This window comes from Bradyrhizobium tunisiense (assembly GCF_042263385.1).
Classification (GTDB): Bacteria; Pseudomonadota; Alphaproteobacteria; order Rhizobiales; family Xanthobacteraceae; genus Bradyrhizobium; species Bradyrhizobium tunisiense.
In genome coordinates this window covers 331,281-355,240 of record NZ_JBHLEV010000006.1, presented here as the reverse complement: position 1 = coordinate 355,240, position 23,960 = coordinate 331,281, and the positions used below count along the sequence as shown (strand labels likewise).

The following is a 23,960-nucleotide window of genomic DNA, read 5'->3' as shown; positions in this document are numbered from 1 at the left end:
GCGAGGAACTCTCGCGACTAAGCCATCCAGACTCTTTCCGCGGAGGCATTCTGGATTGCTTCACTTCGCTCGTGACGGCGGCCGTCAGATATTCAACACCCTTCCATACGCATCCAGCACGGCTTCCTTCATCATCTCCGACAGCGTCGGATGCGGGAAGACCGTATGCATCAGCTCTTCTTCCGTGGTCTCCAGGTTCATCGCGACGACGTAGCCCTGGATCAGCTCGGTGACTTCCGCGCCGACCATGTGGGCGCCGAGGAGCTGGCCGGTCTTCTTGTCGAAGATCACCTTGACCAGGCCCTGATCCTCGCCGAGCGCGATGGCCTTGCCGTTGCCGACGAAGGGGAAGCGGCCGACGCGGATCTCGCGGCCGCTCTCCTTGGCCTTGGCTTCGGTCAGGCCGACGGAGGCCACTTGTGGCTGGCAATAGGTGCAGCCCGGGATCAGGTTCTTGTCCATGGGATGCGGGTGCAGTCCCTTGATGGCCTCGACGCAGATCACACCCTCATGCTCGGCCTTGTGAGCCAGCATGGGCGGGCCCGCAACGTCGCCGATGGCGTAGATGCCGGGGACGTTGGTCTTGCCGTAGCCGTCGACGACGATGATGCCGCGGTCGGTCTTCACGCCGACCTTTTCCAGGCCGAGATTTTCGATGTTGCCGACGACGCCGACCGCCGAGATCACGCGCTCGAACTCTGATGTGACCGGCTTCCCCTTGCCATCGTCGATGGTGGCGACGACGCTGTCGGCCTTCTTCTCCAGCTTGGTCACCTTGGTGGAGGACATGATCTTGATGCCCTGCTTTTCCAGGCGCTTGCGCGCAAGGCCGGCGATTTCGGCGTCCTCGACCGGGAGGATCTGCGGCAACACCTCGACCACCGTGACCTCGGAGCCCATGGTGTGGAAGAACGAGGCGAACTCGATGCCGATCGCACCCGAGCCGACCACCAGCAGCGACTTCGGCATCTTCTCCGGCACCATCGCCTCGAAATAGGTCCAGATCAGCTTCTTGTCGGGCTCGAGCCCCGGCAGCACGCGCGGCCGTGCGCCGGTGGCGACGATGATGTGTTTCGCCTGATAGGTCCCCTCGCCGAGCGCGCCCTTCGGGCCCTCGACGTCGGACTTCTTCACGACAACTTTGCCCGGAGCCTCGATCGCGGCGGCGCCCCAGATCACGCTGACCTTGTTCTTCTTCATCAGGAAGCCGACGCCGTCGTTCAGGCGCTTGGAGACACCGCGCGAGCGCTGCACGACGGCCTTCGGATCGAACGAGACCTTCTCCGCCGACAGGCCGTAGTCCTTTGCGTGCTGCATGTAGTGATAGATCTCGGCCGAGCGCAGCAGCGCCTTGGTCGGGATGCAGCCCCAGTTCAGGCAGATGCCGCCGAGATAGGATTTTTCGACGATCGCGACCTTGAAGCCGAGTTGGGCGGCGCGGATGGCGGTGACGTAGCCGCCGGGGCCGGAGCCGATGATGATGACGTCGAAGGATGTATCGGCCATGGCGGCTCCCGTTCAACTCAAGAGGCGCCGCGAGCGCGGCGCTTGACCAGAAAAGACCTCACCAGCCATTCGAGCACCACCACCAAGGCTATGACGGCCAGCGCGGCGAACACGATAGGCTGAGCGATGTTCCGTGCCAGTTGCTCACCGGCAAAGAACGCAGAGTGAAGAAAATCGAGCCCAATCGGGTTGAGCGCGACGGCAGCGGCGAGCAGCAGCGACATCCATGGCCAGCGGGTCCGGACATGCAAGGTTGCCCCCTCTGCCGCCGCGTCAGACCATCATCATCACGGGATTTTCGATCAGCTGCTTGAAGGCGCCGATCAGCTCGGCGCCGAGCGCGCCGTCGATGGCACGGTGATCGCAAGACAAGGTCACGCTCATCATGTTGGCGATCTCGATCTTGCCGCTGCGCACGACGGGACGCTCCTCACTGGTGCCGACCGCGAGGATGGTCGCATGCGGCGGGTTGATCACGGCGGTGAAGTGGCTGATGCCGTACATGCCGAGGTTGGACACGGCGGTGGTGCCGCCCTGGTATTCCTCCGGCTTCAATTTGCGGGACCGTGCGCGCGCGGCAAAATCCTTCATCTCGTTGGAGATGGTGGAGAGCGTCTTGGTCTCGGCCTTGCGGATGATCGGCGTGATCAGGCCGCCGGGCATTGCCACGGCAACGCCGACGTCGGAATGGTGGTGCTTGACCATGCCGCTTTCGGTCCAGCTCACATTGCAGTTCGGGATCTTCTGCAGCGCGACCGCCATCGCCTTGATGACGAAGTCGTTGACCGAGATCTTGTAGAGCGGCTTCTTCTCCTTGTCCTTCGGCGCGGCTGCGTTGATCTCCTCGCGGGCGGCGAGCAGCTTGCCGATGTCGCAGTCGATGGTGAGGTAGAAGTGCGGGACGTTCTGGATCGACGCCGTCAGGCGCTGCGCGATGGTGCGGCGCATGCCGTCATGCGGGACGATGTCGTAGGAGCCCGGCTCGAACAGCGACAGGATCTGCTTGTCCGACATGGTCGGTGCGATCGAGGGCGCACCGGACGGTGCCGCGGCAGGCGCCTTGAGGCCCTTGCCCGACTTGGCCTGCTCCACGTCGCGCGCGACCACGCGGCCGTGCGGACCGGTGCCGGTGACCATGCCGACATCGATGCCGGCTTCCTTGGCGAGACGCCGCGCCAAAGGCGACGAGAACACGCGGCCGCCATGGCCGTTGCTCTGCGCGGCCGGTGCGGCCTGCGGCGCCGGTGCAGCGGCGGGGGCCGGTGCGGACTTGGGCGGCGCAGACTGGGGCGGTGCAGACTGGGGCGGTGCAGATTTGGGCGCAGCAGGCGCGGGAGCCGGCGCTTCGGCAGCTTTCGGAGGTGCGGCCGAAGCGCTGGGCTTGGCTGCGCCGGCCGCCTTCACATCCTCGCCCTCGCCGGCCAGCACCGCGATCACATCGTTGACCGGGACGTCCTGCGTGCCCTCGGGCACCAGGATCTTGGCGATCGTGCCCTCGTCGATGGCCTCGACCTCCATCGTCGCCTTGTCGGTCTCGATTTCGGCGATGACGTCGCCGGATTTGACCTTGTCGCCTTCCTTCTTCAGCCACTTGGCGAGGTTGCCCTTCTCCATGGTCGGCGAGAGAGCGGGCATCAGGATGTTGATGGGCATGCTGACCTCAAGAAGAACTTTGCAAAAACTCGTCTCCAAAAGCGAAGACGAACAGACCAGGTTTAGTTGCCGATGTCGCCCTGCCACAGGCGCTCATTGGCGGGATTGGAACGCCAATTCTTCATCATGGTGATGGAGCGGTCGTCGGCAAGGTCGATCCAGGGGATGCCGAACTTGTCGAGGATGTCCTTGGATCCCTCGAAGGTGACGGACTCTCCGATCACCACCAGGTTCACCTTGAACAACCCGAGCGCGCCCGCGCACATCGAGCATGGCGACAACGTCGTGTACATGACGGTGTCGTGGAACGAGATCGCACCGGCCTCGCGCAGGCAGCTCATCTCGCCGTGCAAAATCGGATTGTTCTCCTGCACGCGGTTGTTGTGACCGCGGGCGATGATCTTGTTGTCACGCGTCAGCACGGCGCCGATCGGCAGGCCGCCCTGCGCGATCGAAGCCTCCGCCTCGCGGATCGCCTCCAGCATGAAATCGAAGTGATGGGGTTCGATTGCCATGGTCAGTGTCCCTTGCCGCGCGGCGTCGTGGTGCCGGTGTCGGTCGGACGCTCGATCTCGGCCTGGAACATCTCCAGGATCCGGTTCAGGGCGTCCTCTTCGGTATAATCGCTCTCGCGCGCATAGGCGCGCGCGGCGTGGCGGGCGAGATCGACGAGCAGCAAGCCCCACATGTCGGGCTCCTCGAAGGCGCGCTGGAACGCCATCGATAGTCCGCCATCCAGCACGAAGACGCGCAGGATCTCGACCGCGTCATCGCGGGCCATGACGTCCGGCGGCAGTGGCTGCTCCTTCGGGCCCGCCATGATTTACCTGTAGCAGACGGCTTTGGCGGCCTCGACGACTTCCGCCGCCGAGGGCAGCGCGAGCTTCTCCAGATTGGCGGCATAGGGCATCGGCACGTCCTTGCCTGAGACGCGCGCAACCGGCGCGTCCAGATAATCGAAGGCGTTCTCCATGATGCGCGCTGCGATCTCGGCGCCGACACCGCTCTGGGCCCAGCCCTCTTCCACCGTGACGGCGCGGCCGGTCTTCTTGACCGAGTTGATGATGGTCTCCGTGTCCATCGGGCGCAGCGTGCGCAGGTCGATCACCTCGGCCTCGATGCCATCCCTGGCGAGTTCGTCGGCCGCCTTCAGGGCATAGGTCATGCCGTTCGACCAGGAGATGATGGTGACGTGGCTGCCCGAACGCACGATTCGAGCCTTGCCGATCGGGATGATGAAATCGTCGAGCTTGGGCACTTCGCCGGTGTGACCGTAGAGCACCTCGTTCTCGAGGAAGATCACCGGATTAGGATCGCGGATCGCGGCCTTGAGCAGGCCCTTGTAATCCGCCGCCGAGAACGGCGCGACGACCTTGAGGCCCGGGACGTTCGAATACCAGGCCGAATAGTCCTGGCTGTGCTGGGCGGCGACGCGGGCGGCGGCGCCATTGGGCCCGCGGAACACGATCGAGCAGCCCATCTGGCCGCCGGACATATAGAGCGTCTTGGCCGCGGAGTTGATGATCTGGTCGATCGCCTGCATGGCGAAGTTGAAGGTCATGAACTCGACGATCGGCTTGAGGCCGGTCATCGCAGCGCCGACGCCGACGCCGGCAAAGCCGTGTTCGGTGATCGGGGTATCGATGACGCGCTTGGCGCCAAACTCCTGGAGCAACCCCTGCGTGACCTTGTAGGCGCCCTGATATTCGGCGACCTCCTCACCCATCACGAAGACATCAGGATCGCGGCGCATTTCCTCGGCCATGGCATCGCGCAAGGCTTCGCGGATGGTCTGCGTCACCATCTCGGTGCCTTCAGGCACTTCCGGATCGGGCTCGGCGACGGCCTGCGGCGCGGGCGCAGCCTTCGGTGCCGGCGCTTCGGCCTTCGCAGCGGCAGGGGCTGCGGACTCCGCGGCCTTCTCCTGCTTCGCCGGCGTGGACGCCTTGGCAAGATCGGCGGCGCTCTCGCCGTCGGCGAGGATGGTCGCGATCGGCGTGTTCACCGCGACGTCGGCGGTGCCCTCGGGGATCAGGATCTTGCCGAGCGTCCCCTCGTCGGTCGCCTCGACCTCCATGGTCGCCTTATCGGTCTCGATCTCGGCGATGACGTCGCCTGATTTGATCGTCTCGCCCTCTTTCTTCAGCCATTTGGCGAGGTTGCCCTTCTCCATCGTGGGCGACAACGCGGGCATCAGCACTTGAATTGGCATATCGACTCCAAGGGAAAGCTTGCGCGCGTTCAGCGGTAAATGTCGGTCCAGAGCTCGGCTGCATCCGGCTCGGGATCATGCTGGGCGAAATCGGCGGAGGCGTTGACGATGTCACGCACCTCGGCGTCGATCGCCTTCAGATCCTGCTCGCTGACCTTGGCCGCGAGCAGGCGGTTACGCACCTGCTCGATCGGATCCTGGTCGTGGCGGACTTTCTCGACCTCCTCGCGCGTGCGATATTTTGCAGGGTCGGACATCGAGTGACCGCGGTAGCGGTAGGTCTGCATTTCGAGGATGTAAGGGCCCTTGCCGGCGCGGCACCAGGCCACCGCCTCTTCGCCCGCAGCCTTCACGGCGCGGACGTCCATGCCGTCGACCTGCTTGCCGGGGATGTTGAAGGACGCGCCGCGCTTGGAAAAATCCTGTTGCGCCGAGGCGCGCGAGACCGAGGTGCCCATGGCGTAGCGGTTGTTCTCGATGACGTAGACCACCGGCAGCTTCCAGAGCTCCGCCATGTTGAAGCTCTCGTAGACCTGGCCCTGGTTGGCCGCGCCGTCGCCGAAATAGGTGACGCTGACATTGTCGTTGCCGCGATAGCTGTTGGCGAAGGCAAGCCCGGTACCGAGGGAGACCTGGGCGCCAACGATGCCGTGGCCGCCGTAAAAGTGCTTCTCCTTGCTGAACATGTGCATGGAGCCGCCCTTGCCCTTGGAATAGCCGCCGCGGCGACCCGTGAGCTCGGCCATGACGCCGTTGGCGTCCATGCCGGTGGCGAGCATGTGACCGTGATCGCGATAGCCGGTGATGACCTGGTCACCCTGCTTCAGGGCCATCTGCATGCCGACCACCACGGCCTCCTGGCCGATATAGAGATGGCAGAAGCCGCCGATCGCGCCCATGCCGTAGAGCTGGCCGGCCTTTTCCTCGAACCGCCGGATCAGGAGCATGTCGCGGAGCGCTTTGAGCTCCTGCTCCCTGGTGAATTCCGGGGGCGAACCGCCGTCGGGCTTGTCCTGTGGAGTGCTTGCGGCGGCTTTCTTGGGTGCGGCCATAGGAATTCCGGGTCAGAGAAAACTTCGCCCTCTCTAACCCAAGTCAAACGCCCTTGGAAAGCACCGCGGCGACATAGCACGACTTTCATTATGCCGCAGTGCAACGTTGTCGAAATATTGCAAAATCTTTGGCGCCGATCGGGCAACAAATCCATGCGCTTCACGCACGTGCGCAGATTCGTGATCGGATCAAGGAACGTTGGGCCACGCCAATCCCGGCCTTCAGAGCGGACGGCGCCAAAATGGCGCCGCCCTCTCCGCACCGTCCGATCAGAAGAAGCCGAGTTTTTTCGGGCTGTAGCTGACCAGGAGGTTCTTGGTCTGCTGATAATGATCGAGCATCATTTTGTGGGTCTCGCGACCGACGCCCGACTGCTTGTAACCGCCGAACGCCGCATGCGCGGGATAGGCATGGTAGCAGTTGGTCCAGACGCGGCCGGCCTGAATTGCCCGGCCGAAGCGGTAGCAGCGGTTGGCGTCGCGGCTCCAGACGCCGGCCCCGAGGCCATAGAGCGTGTCGTTGGCGATTTCGAGCGCTTCCTCGTCGGTCTTGAAGGTCGTGACCGAAACCACCGGCCCAAAGATCTCCTCCTGGAAGATCCGCATCTTGTTGTGGCCCTCGAACACCGTCGGCTGGACGTAGAAGCCACCCGAGAGATCGCCGCCGAGTTCGGCGCGTCCGCCGCCAGCGAGCACCTTGGCGCCCTCCTGCTTGCCGATGTCGATGTAGGAGAGGATCTTCGCCAGCTGCTCGCTGGATGCCTGGGCGCCGATCATGGTATCGGCCGCACGCGGGTCGCCCTGCTTGATCGCCGCGACGCGCTTCAGCGCCCGCTCCATGAAGCGGTCATAGATGTCGGCATGAACCAGCGCCCGGCTCGGACAGGTGCAGACCTCGCCCTGGTTCAGCGCGAACATGACGAAGCCTTCGATTGCCTTGTCGAAGAAATCGTCGTCCTCGGCGGTGACGTCGTTGAAGAAGATGTTGGGCGACTTGCCGCCCAGCTCCAGCGTGACTGGAATGAGGTTCTGGCTGGCGTACTGCATGATCAGGCGGCCCGTCGATGTCTCGCCGGTGAAGGCGATCTTGGCGATGCGTGGGCTGGAGGCCAGCGGCTTGCCGGCCTCGAGGCCAAAGCCGTTGACGATGTTGAGCACGCCCGGTGGCAGGATGTCGGCAATGAGTTCGGCCCAGACCATGATCGAGGCCGGGGTCTGCTCGGCGGGCTTGAGCACGACGCAATTGCCGGCGGCGAGCGCGGGCGCGAGCTTCCAGCAGGCCATCAGCAGCGGGAAGTTCCAGGGGATGATCTGGCCGACGACGCCGAGCGGTTCGTGGAAATGATAGGCGATGGTGTCGTGGTCGATCTCGCCGATCGAGCCTTCCTGGGCGCGCACGACGCCGGCGAAGTAGCGGAAGTGATCGATGGCGAGCGGAATGTCGGCGGCGCGGGTCTCACGGATCGGCTTGCCGTTGTCCCAGGTCTCGGCGATGGCGAGACGCTCGAGATTGTCTTCCATGCGATCTGCGATCCGGTTCAGGACAGCGGCGCGCTCGGCGACGCTGGTGCGGCCCCAGGCGGCCTTGGCGGCATGCGCCGCGTCGAGGGCGGCCTCGACGTCCTGCGCGTCGGACCGCGCGATCTTGCAGACGATCTGGCCGTTCACGGGCGAGGCGTTGTCGAAATATTTGCCTGATATCGGCGCGACGAACTTGCCGCCGATGAAATTGTCGTAGCGTTCGGCGAAGGGAACTTTGGTGACGCTGAGGAATTCCACCTTGTTCATTGATCACTCCCGATGTTTGCTGTTTGCGCAATTCGTCGCGTGGTCGCGACTTGCGCGGACGATGCTGCGGGAGGCGTTTTCTGTCAGCCCTGGCGGGAACGATGGCGGGGCCGACCTGTCGCAGTTCTGCGACAGGTGATCGTGTCCCGGACGCGCTGCAACGCGTTTCGCGTTGCCGCGCAGAGCCGGGACCCAGAAGCCCGAGACCTGAGGATGCAGAGACGTGGGCCCCCGCTCAGCAGCGCACCACGTCGCAAGGGCGACGCGCTGCGCTGCGTCCGGGGCACGAGATCGGAGTTCGAGGAAAGCAGCAGGGCTCAGTGGTTCAGTTCGAACCGCTTCAGCTTCCTGTGCAGGGTGGCACGGCTGACGCCTAGGGCCTTGGCGGCCGCCGAGACATTGCCGCCGGCGCGGAGCAGCGCCCGCTGCACCACGGCGCGTTGGCCGCCGGCCAGATGATCGCGCGCGGTATCGCCGCCGAGCAGATCGGCCGCGGGCACCGGCTGCAACGCCCGGCCGGGGGCAATGCCGAGCGCCACCCGGGCGGAGCGGGTCGCGCCGATCACGAGATCGTCCGCATCGACCGCGATGAGGCCTGCGCATTGGCCGTCCGCAGCTTGCGTCAGCACGATGCGGGCATGGGCGAAGGCCCTGCGGAACAGATCGGCCTCGATGCGCTTGGCCGCCTCGCCTGCCGCCAGCGCGATCAGGCTGGAGAATGCATCGGTCCGGTCAGCGCGGCAGGAGGACACGTCGAGCACGCCCGCGAGCGCCGCCTCATGGTCGTAGATCGGAACGGCGCTGCAACTCAGAAGCGTGTTGCGGGTGAAGAAATGCTGATCACGGTCGATCGTCAGCGGACGCTGCTCGACGAGGCAGGTGCCGATGCCGTTGGTGCCCTCGTACTCCTCGCTCCAGAGCGCGCCGGTCCACAGGCCCCAGGACTGAAACGTCGCGTCGTCCGCCGCCGTGCCGCGGCGATCGACCGGCACGCCCTCCCCGTCGGCGAGCAGCACGCAGCAGCCGCTCGCACCGACGGCCTGATAGAGCCGGTCCATCACGCCTTGCGCGGCGGCCAGCAGCGGCGCGACACGCTCGCGCGCCTGATGCAGCTCGGCATCGGTCAGCCGCATCGGTGAGCTGCGGCCGCCGGGATCGAGATGATGCAATCGGGACGAACGGCGCCACGAGGCCACGAGCGCGGATCGTGCCGCCTGGCCTGACGCGATGGCGGCCTCGACACGGGCCGCGTGATGCCGGGGCATTGTCCCATTCATCACAGTCTCCTCCGGGTGACAGACTAGAACGTGCGGGCGCGGCCTGATTGATCTGCGTCAACTTGGCGACCGCGACAGAAGCCATGGGCCCGCTGCGGCGCTGCGGTCAAGGCGGACTCCGGTTCGGGGCCTACGACCTTCGCAGGAGCGAGATGGCACGGCAGGGCGGATTCGGCAGCAGCTTTCGTCTCAGTTTTCGAAAGCTTCGGAAAACGCTACTTCGCCGGGATCATCCGAACGAGGTCATGCGGATTGACATAGTCGAGCTGATAGCGCGCCCGCTCGTCCAGCATGTCCGGATCAATCCTCGACGTGCGCAGCAGCGATACCCGCTGCTCGCTCCTGGCGCGCTCGCGCTTGAGCTGGGCCAGTTCGCTGGTCAGCGCGATGATCTCCTGGTCGAGTTCCTGGCGGGCGTTGAGGCCGTATTTGCCGGTATAGGCGTTGACGCCGAAATAGCCGACGATGGCGATCGCCATCGCGTAGAGGGCAAGGCCGGTCAGAATCGATTTCAGACGCGCGCGGGAGACCATCTTGGGAAGATGGGACAAGTTGGTTAAGGGAGTGCTAATTCCAGGCCACTCCCGTCGTCATGCCCGGGCTTGTCCCGGGCATCCACGTTCTTCGGTGCGTGGGCAAAGACGTAGATGGCCGGGACAAGCCCGGCCATGACGGAGAGAGTACGGGCTCAGCCCTGATGTTTCGCCACGTGCGCGGCGAAGGCGTCGATGTATTGCTGCAGCACCGTTTTCAGGGAGTCCTTGGTCAGTTCTCCGTTCGCGTCGAACGCATCGCCGACGGCGTTGAGATAGATTTCCGGCTGCTGGAGCAGCGAGCCGGAAATACCCGGCAGGATGTTCTGCAGATGCTTCGCAGCGCTGACGCCGCCGAGCGGGCCCGGCGAGTTCGAGACGATGCCGACCGGCTTCCCGAGGAGCGAGCTCTTGCCATAGGGGCGCGAGGCGACGTCGATGGCGTTCTTGAGGACGCCCGGGATCGAGCGATTATATTCGGGGGTGACAAACAGGACGCCGTTCGATTTCTGGAGCTTGTCGCGGAAGGCCAGCCAGTCCGCGGGCGGCGCGCCTTCGAGGTCCTGGTTGAAGAACGAGATGCCCGCAGGCGTGATGACCTCGAGCTTGAGCGAGCTTGGCGCAAGCTTGGCGAGCGCGTTGGCGATCTTCAGCGAAAAGCTCTCCTTGCGCAGGCTGCCGGCGATCGTGACGACGTTGTAGGCCATGAGGTGTCCTTGAAACCTTGAGGGAAATGCGTGATGGCACTTAAGCGATCCGGACCGATGGATGCAAGTGCATGAACCGGTCCGATTTGGAAACGTAGCGTTTCGCGAAAGCAGATGGTTCAGACAATTCGGGCCGCCAAGGGGCGGCCCGATCCTTGCGCACGGATACTGACCCCGCTCAGAGCGTCGGATTCCACGCCGCCCGGATCAGGCGATACTTGGCGCCGTCCTTCTCGACATGGCCGACCGACGGGAACGAGAAGTGGAAGCCGACCACGGTCGCCTTCTCCGCAGCCGCCATGTCGTAGAATTTGTGACGCGTCTCCTGCGCCATCGCAGCATCCATGTCGAACGCGACGTGCCAGTCCGGATTGCGCAGGAAGAATTCCGGGATGTTGGTGACGTCGGACTGGATCAGCACCTTGGAATTGCCCGATGCAACCGCAAACGAGGTGTGGCCGGGCGTGTGGCCCGGCGTTGCGATGGAGGTGATGCCCGGCGCGACCTCCTTGCCCCACTCGTACTTCGTCACCTTGGACTCGAGACCGGCGAAGGTTTTCTTCACGTTGGCAAAATTGTTCTTCAGCCCCTGATTGGACTCGGCCTTGGCGGCGTTGTCCTCACTGGTCCAGAACTCCCACTCCTTGCCGGGCACCATGACCTCCGCGTTCGGAAAGGCCAGGGCGCCGTCGGCCAGGCGGATGCCGTTGATGTGGTCGCCGTGCATATGCGACAGCAGCACGACGTCGACGCTCTTGGGGTCGACGCCGGCAGCCTGGAGGTTCTGCAATGTGCGGCCGACGGCGCCCTTGCTCGCCTCGAAATTGGCAATGCCGTTGCCGGTATCGATCAGCACCAGCTTGGAGCCGGTATTGATGAGCTGTGGGTTGAACGGGATCGTGACCATGCCCTTCGGCATGTAGGCCGCCTCGCCTGCGGCCAGCGCTTCGTCCTTCGACAGATTGACGACGAACTTGTCCGGCATCGGGAAGGTGCGCGCACCGTCATTGATCGAGGTGCACTCGTAGCTGCCGACCTTGTAGCGATAGAAGCCCGGCGCCTGCGTCCCCGCTTGCGGCGCTGCGGCCCTGGCGGTGATGGGCCCAAGCCCGGTCAAGGCAGCCGCGCCCGTCGCGGCGGCGCCTGCAAGCAGGTGGCGGCGATTCAAATCAGTCATGAAGAGGTCCCTTCTGAGCGCCCCGCGGCTTTTCCGCGTTCAAATGGCGGCGGAATAATCTCCCGCCTCGCTCAGAAGGCAAGACCTTCCTTCGGTGACCTGCGGTCGCAGATCACGATTATTTATTCGGGTTGATGAGGAATTTTTCGCCCGTGGCGCGCTTGGCGTACACCGCGATGTTGGCGGGATCGAGCACCTCGGGCAGCGACACCACCTTGGTGTAATGGCTGGCGAAGGTGGTCTTGAGCTCGGACGCGACGCGCTGGCGCAGACGACCGATCTCGGCCGGGCCGATCTTCTGGAGGAACGGGGTGAGCAGCCAGCCACCGACGCCCCAGCTCAGGCCAAACGAGCGGTTCAGCTCGGTCGGACGCGTGTCGAGGCTACCGTAGATATAGACCTGCTTGTACACGTTGGAGCCGTAGCGGCTGTATTCCTTCGCGGTCTTGTTGGCCGCGACTTCCATGGCGGTCAGAATCTGGCTCGCCAGCTTGCCGCCGCCGATGGCATCGAAGGCGATGGTGGCGCCGGTCTCGACCAGCGCATTGGTGAGATCGTCCATGAAGCCTGGCGCGCTGGAATCCACGACGTGCCTGGCGCCGATCTTGTGCAGGATCTCGGCCTGCTCCTTGCTCCTGACGATGTTGACGAGGCCGATGCCGTCCTTGATGCAGATCTTGTTGAGCATCTGGCCGAGATTGGACGCAGCGGCGGTGTGCACGAGCGCCTTGTGGTTCTCGCGCCGCATCGTCTCGGTCATGCCGAGCGCAGTCAGCGGATTGACGAACCAGGATGCGCCGTCGGCGGCCGTGGTGCCCGCCGGCAGCTCCATGACGTCGCGGACCTTCAGCACGCGGTACTGCGTGTACATCGCGCCGCCGATCATCGACACCGTCTTGCCCATCAGGGCTTTGGCCGCATCCGAGGATCCGGCCCCGATCACCGTGCCGGCGCCCTCGTTGCCGACCGGCAGCGACTGATCGAGCCGGGCTCCCATCATCCGCATCGCGGCCTCAGGCATGGTCGCAGTGATGACCGGCATCTCCTTCGTACCGGAGGCCTTGGCAGCCGACATGTCGGCGGGCCCGATCAGGAGGCCGAGGTCGGACGGGTTGATCGGGGTCGCCTCGACGCGAACCACGACCTCGTCGTCGGCGGGCTCGGGTGTCGGGACATTCACGAGGGACAATTCCAGCTCGCCGCTCTTCTTCAACAGCGAACGCAATTGCAGTCCGGTCTTGCCGTCGCTCATGTCGATCCTCCCCTGTCCTTAGTTCTTCGCGCGGTGACGCTGGCTTATGCCAGCGCCTTCAGTGCCGCCTTGCCGCCATAGAGCGCCTGCTTGCCGAGTTGCTGCTCGATGCGCAGGAGCTGGTTGTATTTGGCGGTGCGATCGGAACGCGCAAGGGAGCCGGTCTTGATCTGGCCGCAATTGGTGGCGACCGCGAGGTCGGCGATGGTGGAATCCTCGGTCTCGCCCGAGCGGTGCGACATCACCGAGGTGTAGCCGGCCTTGTGCGCCATTTCGACGGCGGCGAGCGTCTCCGTCAGCGTGCCGATCTGGTTGACCTTGATCAGGATCGAGTTGGCCCGGCCCGCCTTGATGCCTTCGGCGAGGCGCTTGACGTTGGTGACGAAGAGATCGTCGCCGACCAGCTGGCACTTCTTGCCGACGAGGTCGGTGAGCTCCTTCCAGCCGTCCATGTCGTCTTCCGACATGCCGTCCTCGATGGTGACGATCGGATAGCGCGCAACCAAGTCGGCAAGATATTTGGCCTGCTCGGAGATCGAGCGGGTCTTGCCCTCGCCTTCACAGACGTATTTTCCGTCCTTGAAGAACTCGGTCGAGGCGCAGTCGAGGCCGAGCACAATGTCGCTTCCCGCCTTGAAGCCAGCCTTGCCGATGGCGTTCATGACGAACTCCAGCGCGGCATCGGCCGATGGCAGGTTCGGGGCAAAACCGCCCTCGTCGCCCACATTGGTGTTATGGCCGGCCTTCTTCAGCTCGGACTTCAGCGTGTGGAAGACCTCAGCGCCGTAGCGCAGGCCCTCGGCAAAGGACGACGCGCCGACGGGCAGGATCATGAATTCCTGGAAGTCGATCGGGTTGTCGGCATGAACGCCGCCGTTGATGATGTTCATCATCGGCACCGGCAACAGGCGCGCCGAGGTGCCGCCGACGTAACGGTAGAGCGGCATGTCGAGCGAGTTCGCCGCGGCCTTGGCGCAGGCGAGCGAGACGCCGAGGATGGCGTTGGCGCCCAGCCGGCTCTTGTTGGGCGTGCCGTCGAGGTCGATCATGATCTGGTCGATCTGGGCCTGCTGCTCGACGTCGAGGCCGCTCAGGGCCTCGAAGATCTCGCCGTTTACGGCACCGACTGCCTTGGTGACGCCCTTGCCGAGATAGCGAGCCTTGTCGCCGTCGCGCAGTTCCACCGCCTCATGGGCGCCCGTCGATGCGCCCGACGGCACGGCGGCGCGGCCGAGCGCGCCATCCTCCAGCACGACATCGACCTCGACGGTGGGATTGCCCCGGCTATCGAGGATTTCGCGGCCGATGATGTCGATGATGGCGGTCATGATGTGCACTTCCGTTCGTTAGGTTTGATCGGTTCGCCGCGGGTCTTACACGGGCCGTAAGCAAATGTGAACGCTTGGACGGTTGGCTTCGACTGACGCGTGAAGCGGCCGGGGCTAAGCTTGAACGCGACTGATTTGCGCGTCCAACCTCAATCTGAACCAGCCGGGGTAACGCCATGAATCGCCGCCAGTTTCTCGCTTCGAGTGCCGCCCTGTTGGTGGCCCGCCCAGGTTTTGCCCAGGACGGTCCGTTCCGGACAAAATATTACCCGATCAGTGCCGGCATCGGCCTGCACGATCTCGCGCCCGCCCCTGACGGTTCGGTCTGGTTCACGGCGCAGGGCAAGGGCCTGCTCGGCAGGCTCGATCCCCGGGATGGCCGTTTCAAGACGGTCGGCCTCGGTCCGGGCGCGGCTCCCCATGGCGTGACCATCGGCCCCGACGGCGCGCCGTGGATCACCGAGGGCGGCCAGAACGCGATTGCGCGTGTCGATCCCGGCGATCTCAAGGTCACCCTGTTCCGCCTGCCGGAGAAGTTCGCCTACGCCAACCTCAATACCGGCGTGTTCGACCAGGAAGGCATCTATTGGTTCACCGGCCAGTCCGGCTATTACGGCCGCCTCGCGCCGAAGTCCGGCGAAATGATTGTGTTCAGGGCGCCCAAGGGCGTCGGCCCCTACGGCATCACCGTGACGCCCAAGGGCGATGTCTGGTACGCCTCGCTCGCCGGCAGCTACATCGCGAAGATCGATCGCGCGACGGGTGATGTCGCAATGGTCGAGCCGCCGACAACGAACCAGGGCGCGCGGCGGGTGTGGTCGGACTCGAAAAGCCGGATCTGGGTCAGCGAATGGAACAGCGGCCACGTCTCCGTGCACGATCCCGCCGATGGCTCGTGGAACACCTGGAAGCTGCCGGGCGAACGCCCCCGCGCCTACGCCGTTTTTGTCGACGACAAGGATAAGGTCTGGCTGACCGACTTCTCCGCCAACGCGATTCTTCGCTTCGATCCTGCCACGGAGAAATTCGACGTGTTCGCCAGCGACAAGGCCAATGCCGCCGTCCGCCAGCTCGACGGCAGGCCGGGCGAGCTCTGGGGCTGCGAGTCCGGTAACGACCGGATCGTCATGATCCAGACCATCGCCGCCGGTTGACGACAGCGGCATTTGCGTCCATCCCGGCATTGAAACAGGATGTGACGACGATGGCGAAAAACTCCCTCCAGCTCGGCCGCGCGGTCGAGTGGCCGGATACACCGGAGAAGGCCCAACTCGACCGCGTGCCCAATCCGCAGAAGGGCACCGACTATCTGGTGCGTTTCACCGTGCCGGAATTCACCTCGCTCTGTCCGGTCACGGGGCAACCGGATTTCGCGCATCTGATGATCGACTACGCGCCGGGCCCGTGGCTGCTGGAGTCGAAATCGCTGAAACTCTACATCGCGAGCTTCCGCAACCACGGCGCCTTCCACGAGGACTGCACCGTGATGATCGGCAAGCGCATCGCTTCCGAGATCAAGCCGAAATGGCTGCGCATCGGCGGCTACTGGTATCCGCGCGGCGGCATTCCGATCGACGTATTCTGGCAGACCGGCCGCGTGCCGAAGGGCCTGTGGGTGCCCGAGCAAGGCGTCGCGCCCTATCGCGGACGCGGCTAAGCCTCTCTTGTGTCCCCGACGGTGCGGCGCTGCATCCGGGGAACAGGCATCGGCATCGATCGCCAATCAATAGGCGCTCAGCAAATCCACCTTCGCATTCGCCAACACCAGCCTGCGCGCCAGGATCGCGGCGAGATTGCGCATGATCTTCAATGCCGTCTCCGGGTGCAGGCGGCGGTAATCGGCAAAGCTGTCCAGCGGCAGTTCGAGGCAGGCGACGGGCGTATCGGCGACGACATCGGCGCTGCGGCGTCCCTCCAGAATCGCCATCTCGCCGAACTCCATGCCGGGGCCGAGGGAAGCGAGCCTCACACCGCTCGGCAGTTTCACGCTGACCATGCCGCTCTCGAGGAAGAACAGCGACTTTGCGGGCTCCCCGGCCGCGATGATGCGCTGGCCAGCCGCGTAACGCCGCGCGGTCGAGAGCTTGACGATGGCGGCGATCTCGTCGGCGTCGAGCTCAGCGAGCAGCGCCTGCTCGTGAAGATGCGTACTCTCCTTCACGTCGGTGAAGCCGCCAAAGCGATAGATCACCTGGTCCTCGGCCCATTCGATGGCATCGTCGAGCAGCGTGAAGCGCCGTAGCCGGCGCGAATCCGCGGCGCGGGCGGAGATCGCGCGCCAGACCGCGGAGGTCTCCTCCAGACCCGACAGAATCGTAAAGACGCCGCCATGACCGAGTGCGGTCAGCGTCTCGCCCAGCAGTTCGGCACCCGCCGCAGTGATGTCGGGCACGCGGCGGAAATCGATGATCAGAAACGGCGCGTCCGGCGGATCGCTGTTGAGCTTTCGCGTCACATAATCGATGGTGGCGAAATTCATCGCGCCGACCAGTTCGAGCACACGCACGTCGCTGTGGCGGTCGTCGAGAATCTGCTGCTCGTGCGGCTGGCGGCTGCGGCGCGAGGAGATCCCGTAGATGTCGTAGTCCGCCATGATGCTGGTACGAACGTCGGCGTTGCGGTTCAGCATGTGCAGATCGTAGCGCGCCGACAACGCTTCGCAGACCTTCAGGCCGCGCACGCTGTTGAAATGATCGTCGAGCAGCGGCGAGAAGGTGCCGAGCCCGAGCTGCGAGGGCAGCGCCGCGACGATGCCGCCGCCGACGCCGCTCTTGGCGGGAATGCCCACGCGATAGGTCCACTCGCCGGCATAATCGTACATGCCCGAGCTCGTCATCACCGACAGCGTGCGCGCGACAATGTGCGGCGTGATCACCCGCACGCCCGTCACCGGATTGATGCCGCGGTTGGCGAGCGTTGCCGCCATCACCGCCAGATCGCGCGCGGTGACGAGAATGGCGCATTGGCGGAAATAGACGTCGAGCACGGCGTCGACGTCGTCAGGCAGCACCGCGTAGTTCCGGAGCAGCCAGGCAATGGCACGGTTGCGATTACCGGTCGCCGTCTCCGAGGCATGAACGGCATCATCGACGCCGAGCTGGCGGCCAGCGAACTCGCTGAGCTTGGCGTGAACGCGCTCGAAGGCGCCCTTCCCGTCCATCCCGTAGATGAGGCCCGAGCAGGCGATGGCGCCTGCATTGACCATCGGGTTGAAGGGCCGGTTGTCGTTGGTGAGCCGGATCGAATTGAACGCTTCGCCGCTCGGTTCGACGCCGATGGTGGCCGCGACACGCTCTTCGCCGACCATCTCCAGCGCCAGCGCGAAGACGAACGCCTTCGACACCGACTGGATCGTGAACGGTACCGCGCTGTCGCCAACCTCGTAGACATGGCCGTCGATGGTGACGAGCGCGATGCCGAAATGATTGGGGTTGGCGCGCGTCAGCTCGGGGATGTAGTCGGCGAGCAGGCCGGAATGATCGAGCCTGAACTCCTCGTGGCAATTGGTCAGGAAACGGCTAAGCGGGGGCCTGGTGGGATACCCGGTCGGTCCAGGCGTACCTGCTGAGCTGGGCAAACGGTCGGGCTGCGCATCCACGGTCTCACACCTCGATTTGCCCAGATTAAAAGCAATTCGTGTGCCATGCATACGCGATCGACGGTGTCCTGGTGGGGGCGACGCCCCGTTCAAGGGCTGCCTGGACCTCCGCGCGCGTCCGCCGGCGCGCGCTGCTTGAGCAGCCGGGCACAGACGACGCCCAGCACCACCATGATCCCTGCGCTCGCGAACAGCGTCGGCATCTTGCCGGCGTGCTGGAGCCCGAAGCCATAGGCGAGCGGCCCCACCGTCTGCCCCATGAAAAAGAAGAACGAATGCAGTGACAGCGCAGTCGCACGCGCCTCGACCGAAAGCTCGCTGGCGAAGACCTGCAGACAACCATGGGCGATGTAAAAGCCCCACCCCATCACGACGAGATTCAGGGCCTGCACTTCCCAGCGTGGCCCAAAGGCGACGGCAATGAGCTGCGAGGCCACCAGCGTCATGCCGGAGATCATCATGCCCTTCACGCCCAGCCAGGGCAGCAGGCGCGACACGGTCAGCGTGTAGAACAGGCCGCCGACCGCAAAGCCCGCGATGACGATGCCGGCGATCGACAGCGAGGTCTGCCCGAGTTCGAACAGGAACGAGGCGATGTAGGGAAACAGGCCGAGCACGCAGCAGCCTTCGATGAACACCGCCGAGTAGCAGACATAGGCGTTCGGATTGGTGAAGATGGTGCGATAGCCGGCCTTGAGCGCCGACAGGCTGGTCTTCGGCGGATGCTGGACCTTGGCGCCGTGAAAGCCGGCCGCGACCGCGATCGACGCCACGATGACGAGCACGCCCAGCACCGCCAGCACGCCGCGCCAGCCCAGGAAATCGCCGATCAGCCCGGAGGCCGAGGCGCCGAGCAGATTGCCGGTCATGGCGCCGGCGAGCGTACGGCTGATCGCGACCTGGCGTTTCTCCGGCCCGACGAGATCGCTGGTCAGGCTCAGCGCCACCGGAAACACGCCGCCCGAGCCGATGCCGGCAAGGATGCGGGTCGCGAACAGAACCGAGAACGAGGACGAGAGGGCGCCGAGGATGTTGGCAAGGCCGAGCAGCGCGAGACAGCCGATCATCAGCCGCGTCTTGCCGAACAGATCGGCGGCGGCGCCGACGATGGGTTGGATGATCGAGAAGGTGAAGGCGAACACCGCGGCAAAGCCCGCGGCGGTCGCGATGCTGACGCCAAAATCCTCGGCGACATGCGGCAGCACCGGATCGAGCGAGCGCGCCGACAGCGCTGCGGCAAAGCTCGCGCCTGATATGACGTAAAGCGCTGTCGGCAAGCCGTGATCTTGCGGCCGTGCCTCGCCTTGCTGCATCAGCGCGGGTTCTTTGCCAGCGCGTCGAACGCCATCAGCCTGGCGATCAGGCCCTCGAACTCACGCAGCGGCACCATGTTGGGGCCATCGGAGGGCGCACGATCAGGATCGGGATGGGTCTCGATGAAGACGCCGGCGACGCCGACCGCAACGGCCGCGCGCGCCAGCACCGGCACGAATTCGCGCTCGCCGCCCGAGGACGTCCCCTTCCCGCCCGGCTGCTGCACCGAATGGGTGGCATCGAAGATGACAGGCGCGCCGGTGGTGCGCGCCAGGATCGGCAGCGCGCGCATGTCGGAGACCAGCGTGTTGTAGCCGAAGGACGCCCCGCGCTCGGTGACGAGTACATTCGGATTGTTGGCACTGGTGATCTTCGTGACGACATTCGCCATGTCCCATGGCGCCAGGAACTGCCCCTTCTTGACGTTGACAACCCTGCCGGTCGCAGCGGCAGCGAGCAGGAGATCAGTCTGCCGGCACAGGAAGGCCGGGATCTGCAGGATGTCCACGGCTTGCGCCACCTCGGCGCATTGCGTGGCATCGTGCACGTCGGTCAGGACAGGCAGGCCGAGCGAGGATCGGATCTCCGCGAAGATCGGCAGCGACTGCGAAAGGCCCAGCCCCCGCGCAGCGGATGCGCTGGTGCGATTGGCCTTGTCGAAGGAGGTCTTGTAGACGAGGCCGATGTTCAGCCGCGCGGCGATCTCCTTGAGCGCGGAGGCGACCTCCAACGCATGCTGGCGGCTTTCGAGCTGGCAGGGTCCCGCAATGATCGCAATCGGCAGATCGTTGCCGAACTTGACCGTGCCAATGGTAACGACCGGTGCCGCTGAATGCGAAGAGCTCAAGGCAAATCCCTCGTTTCGCCGCGACCATAGCCGCCATGGGGGTCGGATCAACCCCATTCGGCCCGGGCCGTTCGAATATCAGGGTTGCGCCAGGGGCCCCAATGAGGCCGCGCAGCGCCGGCCGGCGCTCACTTCACCGCCGAGAAAGCGGTCGGCGCCAGAATCTGGCTGACGATGTTGGCAACGATCTGGCCGTCGGCTTCGCTCTCGGCACGCGCCTTCATCCAGTCCGGATCCGTCATGAACGCGCCCCACTTCTTCTCGCGCTCGGCAAGCGAGTCCCAGGCCAGGAAATAGGTCAGCTCCTGGTTGGATTCGCCGATCATCGTCGTGAAGAATCCGGCCTGCTTGATGCCGTGCTTCTCCCAGATCTTCAGCGTGGCGGTCTCAAACCGCTTCAAGAGCGCCGGCAGCCGGCCGGGCACGCAGCGATAGATGCGCATTTCATAGATCATCGGAGTTCACTCCCTGCATTGTTGTTCTTGCGGCAGGCCGTTGTCGCAACAATCCGCGCGATCGTCAAAGGCCGAGAATGCGCTACACCAGCCGGCTCTGCACCATCGCCGCCTGAATGAACGAGGCGAACAGCGGGTGCGGCTCGAACGGCCGCGACTTCAGTTCGGGGTGGAACTGGACGCCGATGAACCAGGGATGATCCTCGTACTCGACGATTTCAGGCAGCACGCCGTCCGGCGACAGGCCTGAGAATTTCAAGCCGTGCTGCTCGAGGCGGTCCTTGTAGGCGGTGTTGACCTCGTAGCGGTGGCGGTGGCGTTCGGAGATCTCGGTGGCGCCGCCATAGACCTGCGAGACGCGGCTGCCGCGATTGAGCGCAGCGGGATAAGCGCCAAGCCGCATCGTGCCGCCGAGATCGCCGGCCTGCGAGCGCTTCTCGAGCTCGTTGCCGCGCAGCCACTCCGTCATCAGGCCGACCAGCGGCTCCTTGGTGGGGCCGAACTCGGTGGAGTTGGCGTCCTCGATGCCGACGAGATTTCGCGCCGCCTCGATCACCGCCATTTGCATGCCGAAGCAGATGCCGAAATACGGCACGTCGCGCTCACGCGCGAACTGCGCCGCACGGATCTTGCCTTCGGCGCCGCGCTGGCCGAATCCGCCCGGCACCAGGATGCCGTTGACGTGCTCGAGGAACGGCGCGGGATCTTCCTTCTCGAAAATCTCGCTCTCGATCCAGTCGAGATTGACCTTCACCTTGTTGGCGATGCCGCCATGCGAGAGCGCTTCGATCAGCGACTTGTACGCATCCTTCATGCCGGTGTACTTGCCGACGATGGCGATGGTGACGTTGCCTTCGGGATTGCGCACGCGCTCGTTGATCTGTTGCCAGCTTCGCAGCTCCGGCGGAATCCGCGAACCGATGCCGAAAGCGGCCAGCACTTCGTCGTCGAGGCCCGCGTTGTGATAGGCCTCGGGCACCGCATAAATGTTGTCGACGTCGCGTGCCTCGATCACAGCGCTTTCGCGCACGTTGCAGAACAGGCCGAGCTTGCGCCGTTCCTCCTTCGGAATCTCGCGATCCGTCCGGCAGAGCAGGATGTCCGGCTGAATGCCGATCGACCGCAGCTCCTTCACCGAGTGCTGCGTCGGCTTGGTCTTCAATTCGCCGGCGCTCGGAATAAAGGGCAGCAGCGTGAGATGGATGTAGACGGCATGATCGCGCGGCAGCTCGTTCTTGAGCTGGCGGATCGCCTCGAAGAACGGCAGGCCTTCGATGTCGCCGACGGTGCCGCCGATCTCCACCAGCACGAAATCGTAATCGTCGTTGCCGGAGAGGACGAATTCCTTGATCGCATTGGTGACGTGCGGAACCACCTGGATGGTCGCGCCGAGATAATCGCCGCGGCGCTCCTTGGAGATGATGTCCTGGTAGATCCGCCCCGTGGTGATGTTGTCCTGCTTGGTCGCAGGCCGGCCGGTGAAGCGCTCGTAGTGACCGAGATCGAGATCGGTCTCCGCGCCGTCATCGGTCACGAACACTTCGCCATGCTGGTACGGCGACATCGTTCCGGGATCGAGATTGAGATAGGGGTCGAGCTTGCGGAGGCGGACCTTGTAGCCCCGGGCCTGCAACAGCGCACCGAGTGCCGCTGAAGCCAGACCCTTGCCGAGCGAAGAAACCACGCCGCCGGTGATGAATATGTACCGCGCCATGGGACTTAACCTCTAATCCCCAAAATTCGATTCGCCAAAGCGATTCGTATTCCGCCCCCGAAGATTCTGTGGGCCTGTGGGTGAACCAAAACGAAGAGTGGTGACAGTGCCTTGATGGGGATTGTTGATGCAGGGCGCTAGGATCCGCCCTGCATGGCCCCCCTGCTTTATTGCGAGCGCGGCACCTGCGGGCCGCTCGGGGCCGGGGCCTGCTGCTGCTCGTCGGCCTTCTTCAGCGAATCCAGGATGCCGCCCGAGGTCGGCGGCGCGATCGGCGATCCGCCGGCCGGCTGGGTCTGTGACGCCGGCGCGCCGATGATCGACGACGGCGCACGGTTGTAGCCCGCGTGCCAGGACAGGAACATGCTCGTGAGGAAGAAGCCCGCAGCCAAAATGGCGGTGGTTCGCGTCAGGAGGTTCGCGGTACCGCGGCTCGACATGAAGCCCGCGCCCCCGCCCATGCCGAGGCCGCCGCCTTCCGACTTCTGGAGCAGGACGGCGCCGATCATGACGGCGACGATCATGAGGTGGATGACGATGACAACGGTCTGCATAATGCCCTTCCGTCACAAGCGGGCGGCGCCTGACGGCGGCCGATCGCGCTTCGCGGGTTTCCTGAAGTTGCGCGGTGTTACACGATCGGAGGGGGTATTGCCACCCCCGATCGGGTCCGGACCAACGGTTTGAATGAGTTAGGGGCAGCCCTTCGCAATCGCAAGGAAATCGGCCGCCTTCAGGCTGGCGCCGCCGACCAGTGCGCCATTGACGTTCTTCACCGCCATCAGCTCGGCGGCGTTCGAGGGCTTGACGGAGCCGCCATAGAGGATGCGCATCCTGGCACCATCGGCCTTGAACCTGACGGTCAGGAGTTCCCGGATAACCCCATGAATCTGCTCGACATCCTGGGCCGTGGGGGTCAGCCCGGTGCCGATCGCCCAGACCGGCTCATAGGCCACGACGAGATTCGCGGCGGTCGAGCCGTCAGGAAGGGAGCCGCCGAGCTGCCCGCGCAGGATGTCCAGGGTCTGGCCGGCGTCGCGCTGACCTTGCGTCTCACCGACACAGACGATCGCCGTCGCTCCGGCGCGCCAGGCGGCCTCAGCCTTCTGGCGGATCAGGGCATCGCCCTCGCCGTGATCGGCGCGACGCTCGGAATGGCCGACGATGATGGCCGTCGCCCCCGCGTCCACCAGCATTTCGGCGGCGATATCGCCGGTATGCGCGCCGGAGGCCTTGGGGTGGCAGTCCTGGGCCCCTACTGCGACCTTCTTGCCGCGCGCCTTTTCGGTGAAGGCGGCGATCAGGGTCGCGGGCGGACAGACCAGCAGGTCGGCCTTGCCAGCCACGTCTGCCGCGCCGTTGAGCATGGCGTCGAACTCGGCAGCCTGGGCCTTCAGGCCGTTCATTTTCCAATTGCCGGCGATCAGGGGGCGGATGGCGTCGGTCATGTCAATTTCCAGCAGATTGAGGGTTTGTGCATGCGCTAGCAGAGCTCCCGCGGCAGTTCCAGACACCAGAGGCTTTTAACCGCAGCCTCTAGCCGTCGA

23 protein-coding genes are annotated in these 23,960 nt (G+C 64.7%); 2 read left to right on the top strand and 21 right to left on the bottom strand.

What is annotated here, in order from left to right:
* Window positions 1-84 precede the first annotated feature (84 nt).
* The 14 genes from lpdA to eno form a co-directional block, all read right to left on the bottom strand.
* Window positions 85-1,506, bottom strand: coding sequence for a dihydrolipoyl dehydrogenase (lpdA, locus tag ACFDR6_RS26310; RefSeq protein WP_317239371.1), 1,422 nt, complete (start codon window positions 1,504-1,506; stop codon window positions 85-87).
* Window positions 1,507-1,523: 17 nt separating this feature from the next.
* Window positions 1,524-1,730, bottom strand: a complete 207-nt coding sequence (locus tag ACFDR6_RS26305) for a hypothetical protein (RefSeq protein WP_375860006.1) — start codon at window positions 1,728-1,730, stop codon at window positions 1,524-1,526.
* A 49-nt stretch (window positions 1,731-1,779) separates the two neighbouring features.
* Window positions 1,780-3,159, bottom strand: a complete 1,380-nt coding sequence (locus ACFDR6_RS26300; protein WP_375860005.1) for a pyruvate dehydrogenase complex dihydrolipoamide acetyltransferase — start codon at window positions 3,157-3,159, stop codon at window positions 1,780-1,782.
* A gap of 62 nt (window positions 3,160-3,221) precedes the next feature.
* Window positions 3,222-3,674, bottom strand: coding sequence for a nucleoside deaminase (locus ACFDR6_RS26295; RefSeq protein WP_375860004.1), 453 nt, complete (start codon window positions 3,672-3,674; stop codon window positions 3,222-3,224).
* A gap of 2 nt (window positions 3,675-3,676) precedes the next feature.
* Entirely contained in the window at window positions 3,677-3,979 is a 303-nt protein-coding gene (locus ACFDR6_RS26290; RefSeq protein ID WP_212090262.1) for a DUF5076 domain-containing protein, read from the bottom strand.
* Window positions 3,980-3,982: 3 nt separating this feature from the next.
* Window positions 3,983-5,371 carry a pyruvate dehydrogenase complex E1 component subunit beta gene (locus tag ACFDR6_RS26285; protein WP_375860003.1) on the bottom strand — a complete coding sequence of 463 codons (1,389 nt, stop codon included), beginning with the start codon at window positions 5,369-5,371 and terminating at the stop codon, window positions 3,983-3,985.
* Window positions 5,372-5,400: 29 nt separating this feature from the next.
* Window positions 5,401-6,423 carry a pyruvate dehydrogenase (acetyl-transferring) E1 component subunit alpha gene (gene pdhA, locus ACFDR6_RS26280; protein ID WP_317239369.1) on the bottom strand — a complete coding sequence of 341 codons (1,023 nt, stop codon included), beginning with the start codon at window positions 6,421-6,423 and terminating at the stop codon, window positions 5,401-5,403.
* Between the two features lie 270 nt (window positions 6,424-6,693).
* Entirely contained in the window at window positions 6,694-8,211 is a 1,518-nt protein-coding gene (gene adh / locus ACFDR6_RS26275; protein ID WP_212090256.1) for an aldehyde dehydrogenase, read from the bottom strand.
* A gap of 317 nt (window positions 8,212-8,528) precedes the next feature.
* Window positions 8,529-9,488, bottom strand: coding sequence for a helix-turn-helix domain-containing protein (locus ACFDR6_RS26270; protein ID WP_375860001.1), 960 nt, complete (start codon window positions 9,486-9,488; stop codon window positions 8,529-8,531).
* A 215-nt stretch (window positions 9,489-9,703) separates the two neighbouring features.
* Window positions 9,704-10,021: an FtsB family cell division protein gene (locus ACFDR6_RS26265; RefSeq protein WP_212090456.1), complete on the bottom strand. Its 318-nt coding sequence runs from the start codon at window positions 10,019-10,021 to the stop codon at window positions 9,704-9,706.
* Between the two features lie 155 nt (window positions 10,022-10,176).
* Window positions 10,177-10,728, bottom strand: a complete 552-nt coding sequence (locus tag ACFDR6_RS26260; RefSeq protein ID WP_212090247.1) for an NADPH-dependent FMN reductase — start codon at window positions 10,726-10,728, stop codon at window positions 10,177-10,179.
* Window positions 10,729-10,906: 178 nt separating this feature from the next.
* A complete protein-coding gene (locus tag ACFDR6_RS26255) occupies window positions 10,907-11,905 on the bottom strand; it encodes an MBL fold metallo-hydrolase (protein ID WP_375860000.1) in 999 nt (332 codons plus the stop codon).
* A gap of 118 nt (window positions 11,906-12,023) precedes the next feature.
* On the bottom strand, window positions 12,024-13,157 hold the full coding sequence (locus tag ACFDR6_RS26250) for a zinc-binding dehydrogenase (RefSeq protein ID WP_212090241.1): 1,134 nt from the start codon (window positions 13,155-13,157) through the stop codon (window positions 12,024-12,026).
* Window positions 13,158-13,201: 44 nt separating this feature from the next.
* On the bottom strand, window positions 13,202-14,485 hold the full coding sequence (gene eno / locus ACFDR6_RS26245; protein ID WP_375859998.1) for a phosphopyruvate hydratase: 1,284 nt from the start codon (window positions 14,483-14,485) through the stop codon (window positions 13,202-13,204).
* A gap of 176 nt (window positions 14,486-14,661) precedes the next feature.
* Between eno and ACFDR6_RS26240 the strand changes: the two genes are divergently transcribed.
* Both ACFDR6_RS26240 and queF read left to right on the top strand, forming a co-directional pair.
* Window positions 14,662-15,639 carry a Vgb family protein gene (locus ACFDR6_RS26240; RefSeq protein WP_375859997.1) on the top strand — a complete coding sequence of 326 codons (978 nt, stop codon included), beginning with the start codon at window positions 14,662-14,664 and terminating at the stop codon, window positions 15,637-15,639.
* A gap of 50 nt (window positions 15,640-15,689) precedes the next feature.
* On the top strand, window positions 15,690-16,142 hold the full coding sequence (gene queF / locus ACFDR6_RS26235; RefSeq protein WP_212090232.1) for a preQ(1) synthase: 453 nt from the start codon (window positions 15,690-15,692) through the stop codon (window positions 16,140-16,142).
* 66 nt (window positions 16,143-16,208) lie between these two features.
* Here the strand turns inward: queF and glsA are convergent, their stop codons facing one another.
* The 7 genes from glsA to tpiA all read right to left on the bottom strand — a co-directional run bounded on the left by glsA (window position 16,209) and on the right by tpiA (window position 23,861).
* On the bottom strand, window positions 16,209-18,083 hold the full coding sequence (gene glsA / locus ACFDR6_RS26230) for a glutaminase A (protein WP_375859996.1): 1,875 nt from the start codon (window positions 18,081-18,083) through the stop codon (window positions 16,209-16,211).
* 89 nt (window positions 18,084-18,172) lie between these two features.
* On the bottom strand, window positions 18,173-19,396 hold the full coding sequence (locus tag ACFDR6_RS26225) for an MFS transporter (RefSeq protein ID WP_375859994.1): 1,224 nt from the start codon (window positions 19,394-19,396) through the stop codon (window positions 18,173-18,175).
* Window positions 19,396-20,244 (bottom strand): 3-deoxy-8-phosphooctulonate synthase, encoded by an 849-nt coding sequence (kdsA, locus tag ACFDR6_RS26220; protein WP_317239362.1) that lies wholly within the window; start codon window positions 20,242-20,244, stop codon window positions 19,396-19,398. The genes ACFDR6_RS26225 and kdsA overlap by 1 nt, the downstream gene beginning before the upstream one ends.
* A 128-nt stretch (window positions 20,245-20,372) precedes the next feature.
* The gene (locus tag ACFDR6_RS26215) at window positions 20,373-20,699 is read right to left on the bottom strand and encodes an NIPSNAP family protein (protein ID WP_375859993.1); all 327 of its coding nucleotides are present in this window, start codon (window positions 20,697-20,699) and stop codon (window positions 20,373-20,375) included.
* 82 nt (window positions 20,700-20,781) lie between these two features.
* Window positions 20,782-22,413, bottom strand: a complete 1,632-nt coding sequence (gene pyrG / locus ACFDR6_RS26210; protein ID WP_212090215.1) for a CTP synthase — start codon at window positions 22,411-22,413, stop codon at window positions 20,782-20,784.
* A 167-nt stretch (window positions 22,414-22,580) separates the two neighbouring features.
* Window positions 22,581-22,967, bottom strand: a complete 387-nt coding sequence (gene secG, locus ACFDR6_RS26205; protein WP_212090212.1) for a preprotein translocase subunit SecG — start codon at window positions 22,965-22,967, stop codon at window positions 22,581-22,583.
* A 138-nt stretch (window positions 22,968-23,105) separates the two neighbouring features.
* Window positions 23,106-23,861 carry a triose-phosphate isomerase gene (tpiA, locus tag ACFDR6_RS26200; RefSeq protein WP_375859991.1) on the bottom strand — a complete coding sequence of 252 codons (756 nt, stop codon included), beginning with the start codon at window positions 23,859-23,861 and terminating at the stop codon, window positions 23,106-23,108.
* Between the last annotated feature and the right edge of the window lie 99 nt (window positions 23,862-23,960).

Coding starts and splice junctions, on each gene's coding strand:
- ACFDR6_RS26285 (WP_375860003.1), bottom strand. CDS start 5,371: ATGCCAATTCAAGTGCTGATGCCCGCGTTGTCGCCCACGATGGAGAAG.
- ACFDR6_RS26265 (WP_212090456.1), bottom strand. CDS start 10,021: ATGGTCTCCCGCGCGCGTCTGAAATCGATTCTGACCGGCCTTGCCCTC.
- ACFDR6_RS26305 (WP_375860006.1), bottom strand. CDS start 1,730: ATGTCGCTGCTGCTCGCCGCTGCCGTCGCGCTCAACCCGATTGGGCTC.
- pdhA (WP_317239369.1), bottom strand. CDS start 6,423: ATGGCCGCACCCAAGAAAGCCGCCGCAAGCACTCCACAGGACAAGCCC.
- pyrG (WP_212090215.1), bottom strand. CDS start 22,413: ATGGCGCGGTACATATTCATCACCGGCGGCGTGGTTTCTTCGCTCGGC.
- lpdA (WP_317239371.1), bottom strand. CDS start 1,506: ATGGCCGATACATCCTTCGACGTCATCATCATCGGCTCCGGCCCCGGC.
- ACFDR6_RS26290 (WP_212090262.1), bottom strand. CDS start 3,979: ATGGCGGGCCCGAAGGAGCAGCCACTGCCGCCGGACGTCATGGCCCGC.
- ACFDR6_RS26270 (WP_375860001.1), bottom strand. CDS start 9,488: ATGAATGGGACAATGCCCCGGCATCACGCGGCCCGTGTCGAGGCCGCC.
- ACFDR6_RS26225 (WP_375859994.1), bottom strand. CDS start 19,396: ATGCAGCAAGGCGAGGCACGGCCGCAAGATCACGGCTTGCCGACAGCG.
- ACFDR6_RS26215 (WP_375859993.1), bottom strand. CDS start 20,699: ATGATCTATGAAATGCGCATCTATCGCTGCGTGCCCGGCCGGCTGCCG.
- ACFDR6_RS26240 (WP_375859997.1), top strand. CDS start 14,662: ATGAATCGCCGCCAGTTTCTCGCTTCGAGTGCCGCCCTGTTGGTGGCC.
- eno (WP_375859998.1), bottom strand. CDS start 14,485: ATGACCGCCATCATCGACATCATCGGCCGCGAAATCCTCGATAGCCGG.
- tpiA (WP_375859991.1), bottom strand. CDS start 23,861: ATGACCGACGCCATCCGCCCCCTGATCGCCGGCAATTGGAAAATGAAC.
- ACFDR6_RS26255 (WP_375860000.1), bottom strand. CDS start 11,905: ATGACTGATTTGAATCGCCGCCACCTGCTTGCAGGCGCCGCCGCGACG.
- ACFDR6_RS26300 (WP_375860005.1), bottom strand. CDS start 3,159: ATGCCCATCAACATCCTGATGCCCGCTCTCTCGCCGACCATGGAGAAG.
- queF (WP_212090232.1), top strand. CDS start 15,690: ATGGCGAAAAACTCCCTCCAGCTCGGCCGCGCGGTCGAGTGGCCGGAT.
- secG (WP_212090212.1), bottom strand. CDS start 22,967: ATGCAGACCGTTGTCATCGTCATCCACCTCATGATCGTCGCCGTCATG.
- adh (WP_212090256.1), bottom strand. CDS start 8,211: ATGAACAAGGTGGAATTCCTCAGCGTCACCAAAGTTCCCTTCGCCGAA.
- ACFDR6_RS26250 (WP_212090241.1), bottom strand. CDS start 13,157: ATGAGCGACGGCAAGACCGGACTGCAATTGCGTTCGCTGTTGAAGAAG.
- ACFDR6_RS26295 (WP_375860004.1), bottom strand. CDS start 3,674: ATGGCAATCGAACCCCATCACTTCGATTTCATGCTGGAGGCGATCCGC.
- ACFDR6_RS26260 (WP_212090247.1), bottom strand. CDS start 10,728: ATGGCCTACAACGTCGTCACGATCGCCGGCAGCCTGCGCAAGGAGAGC.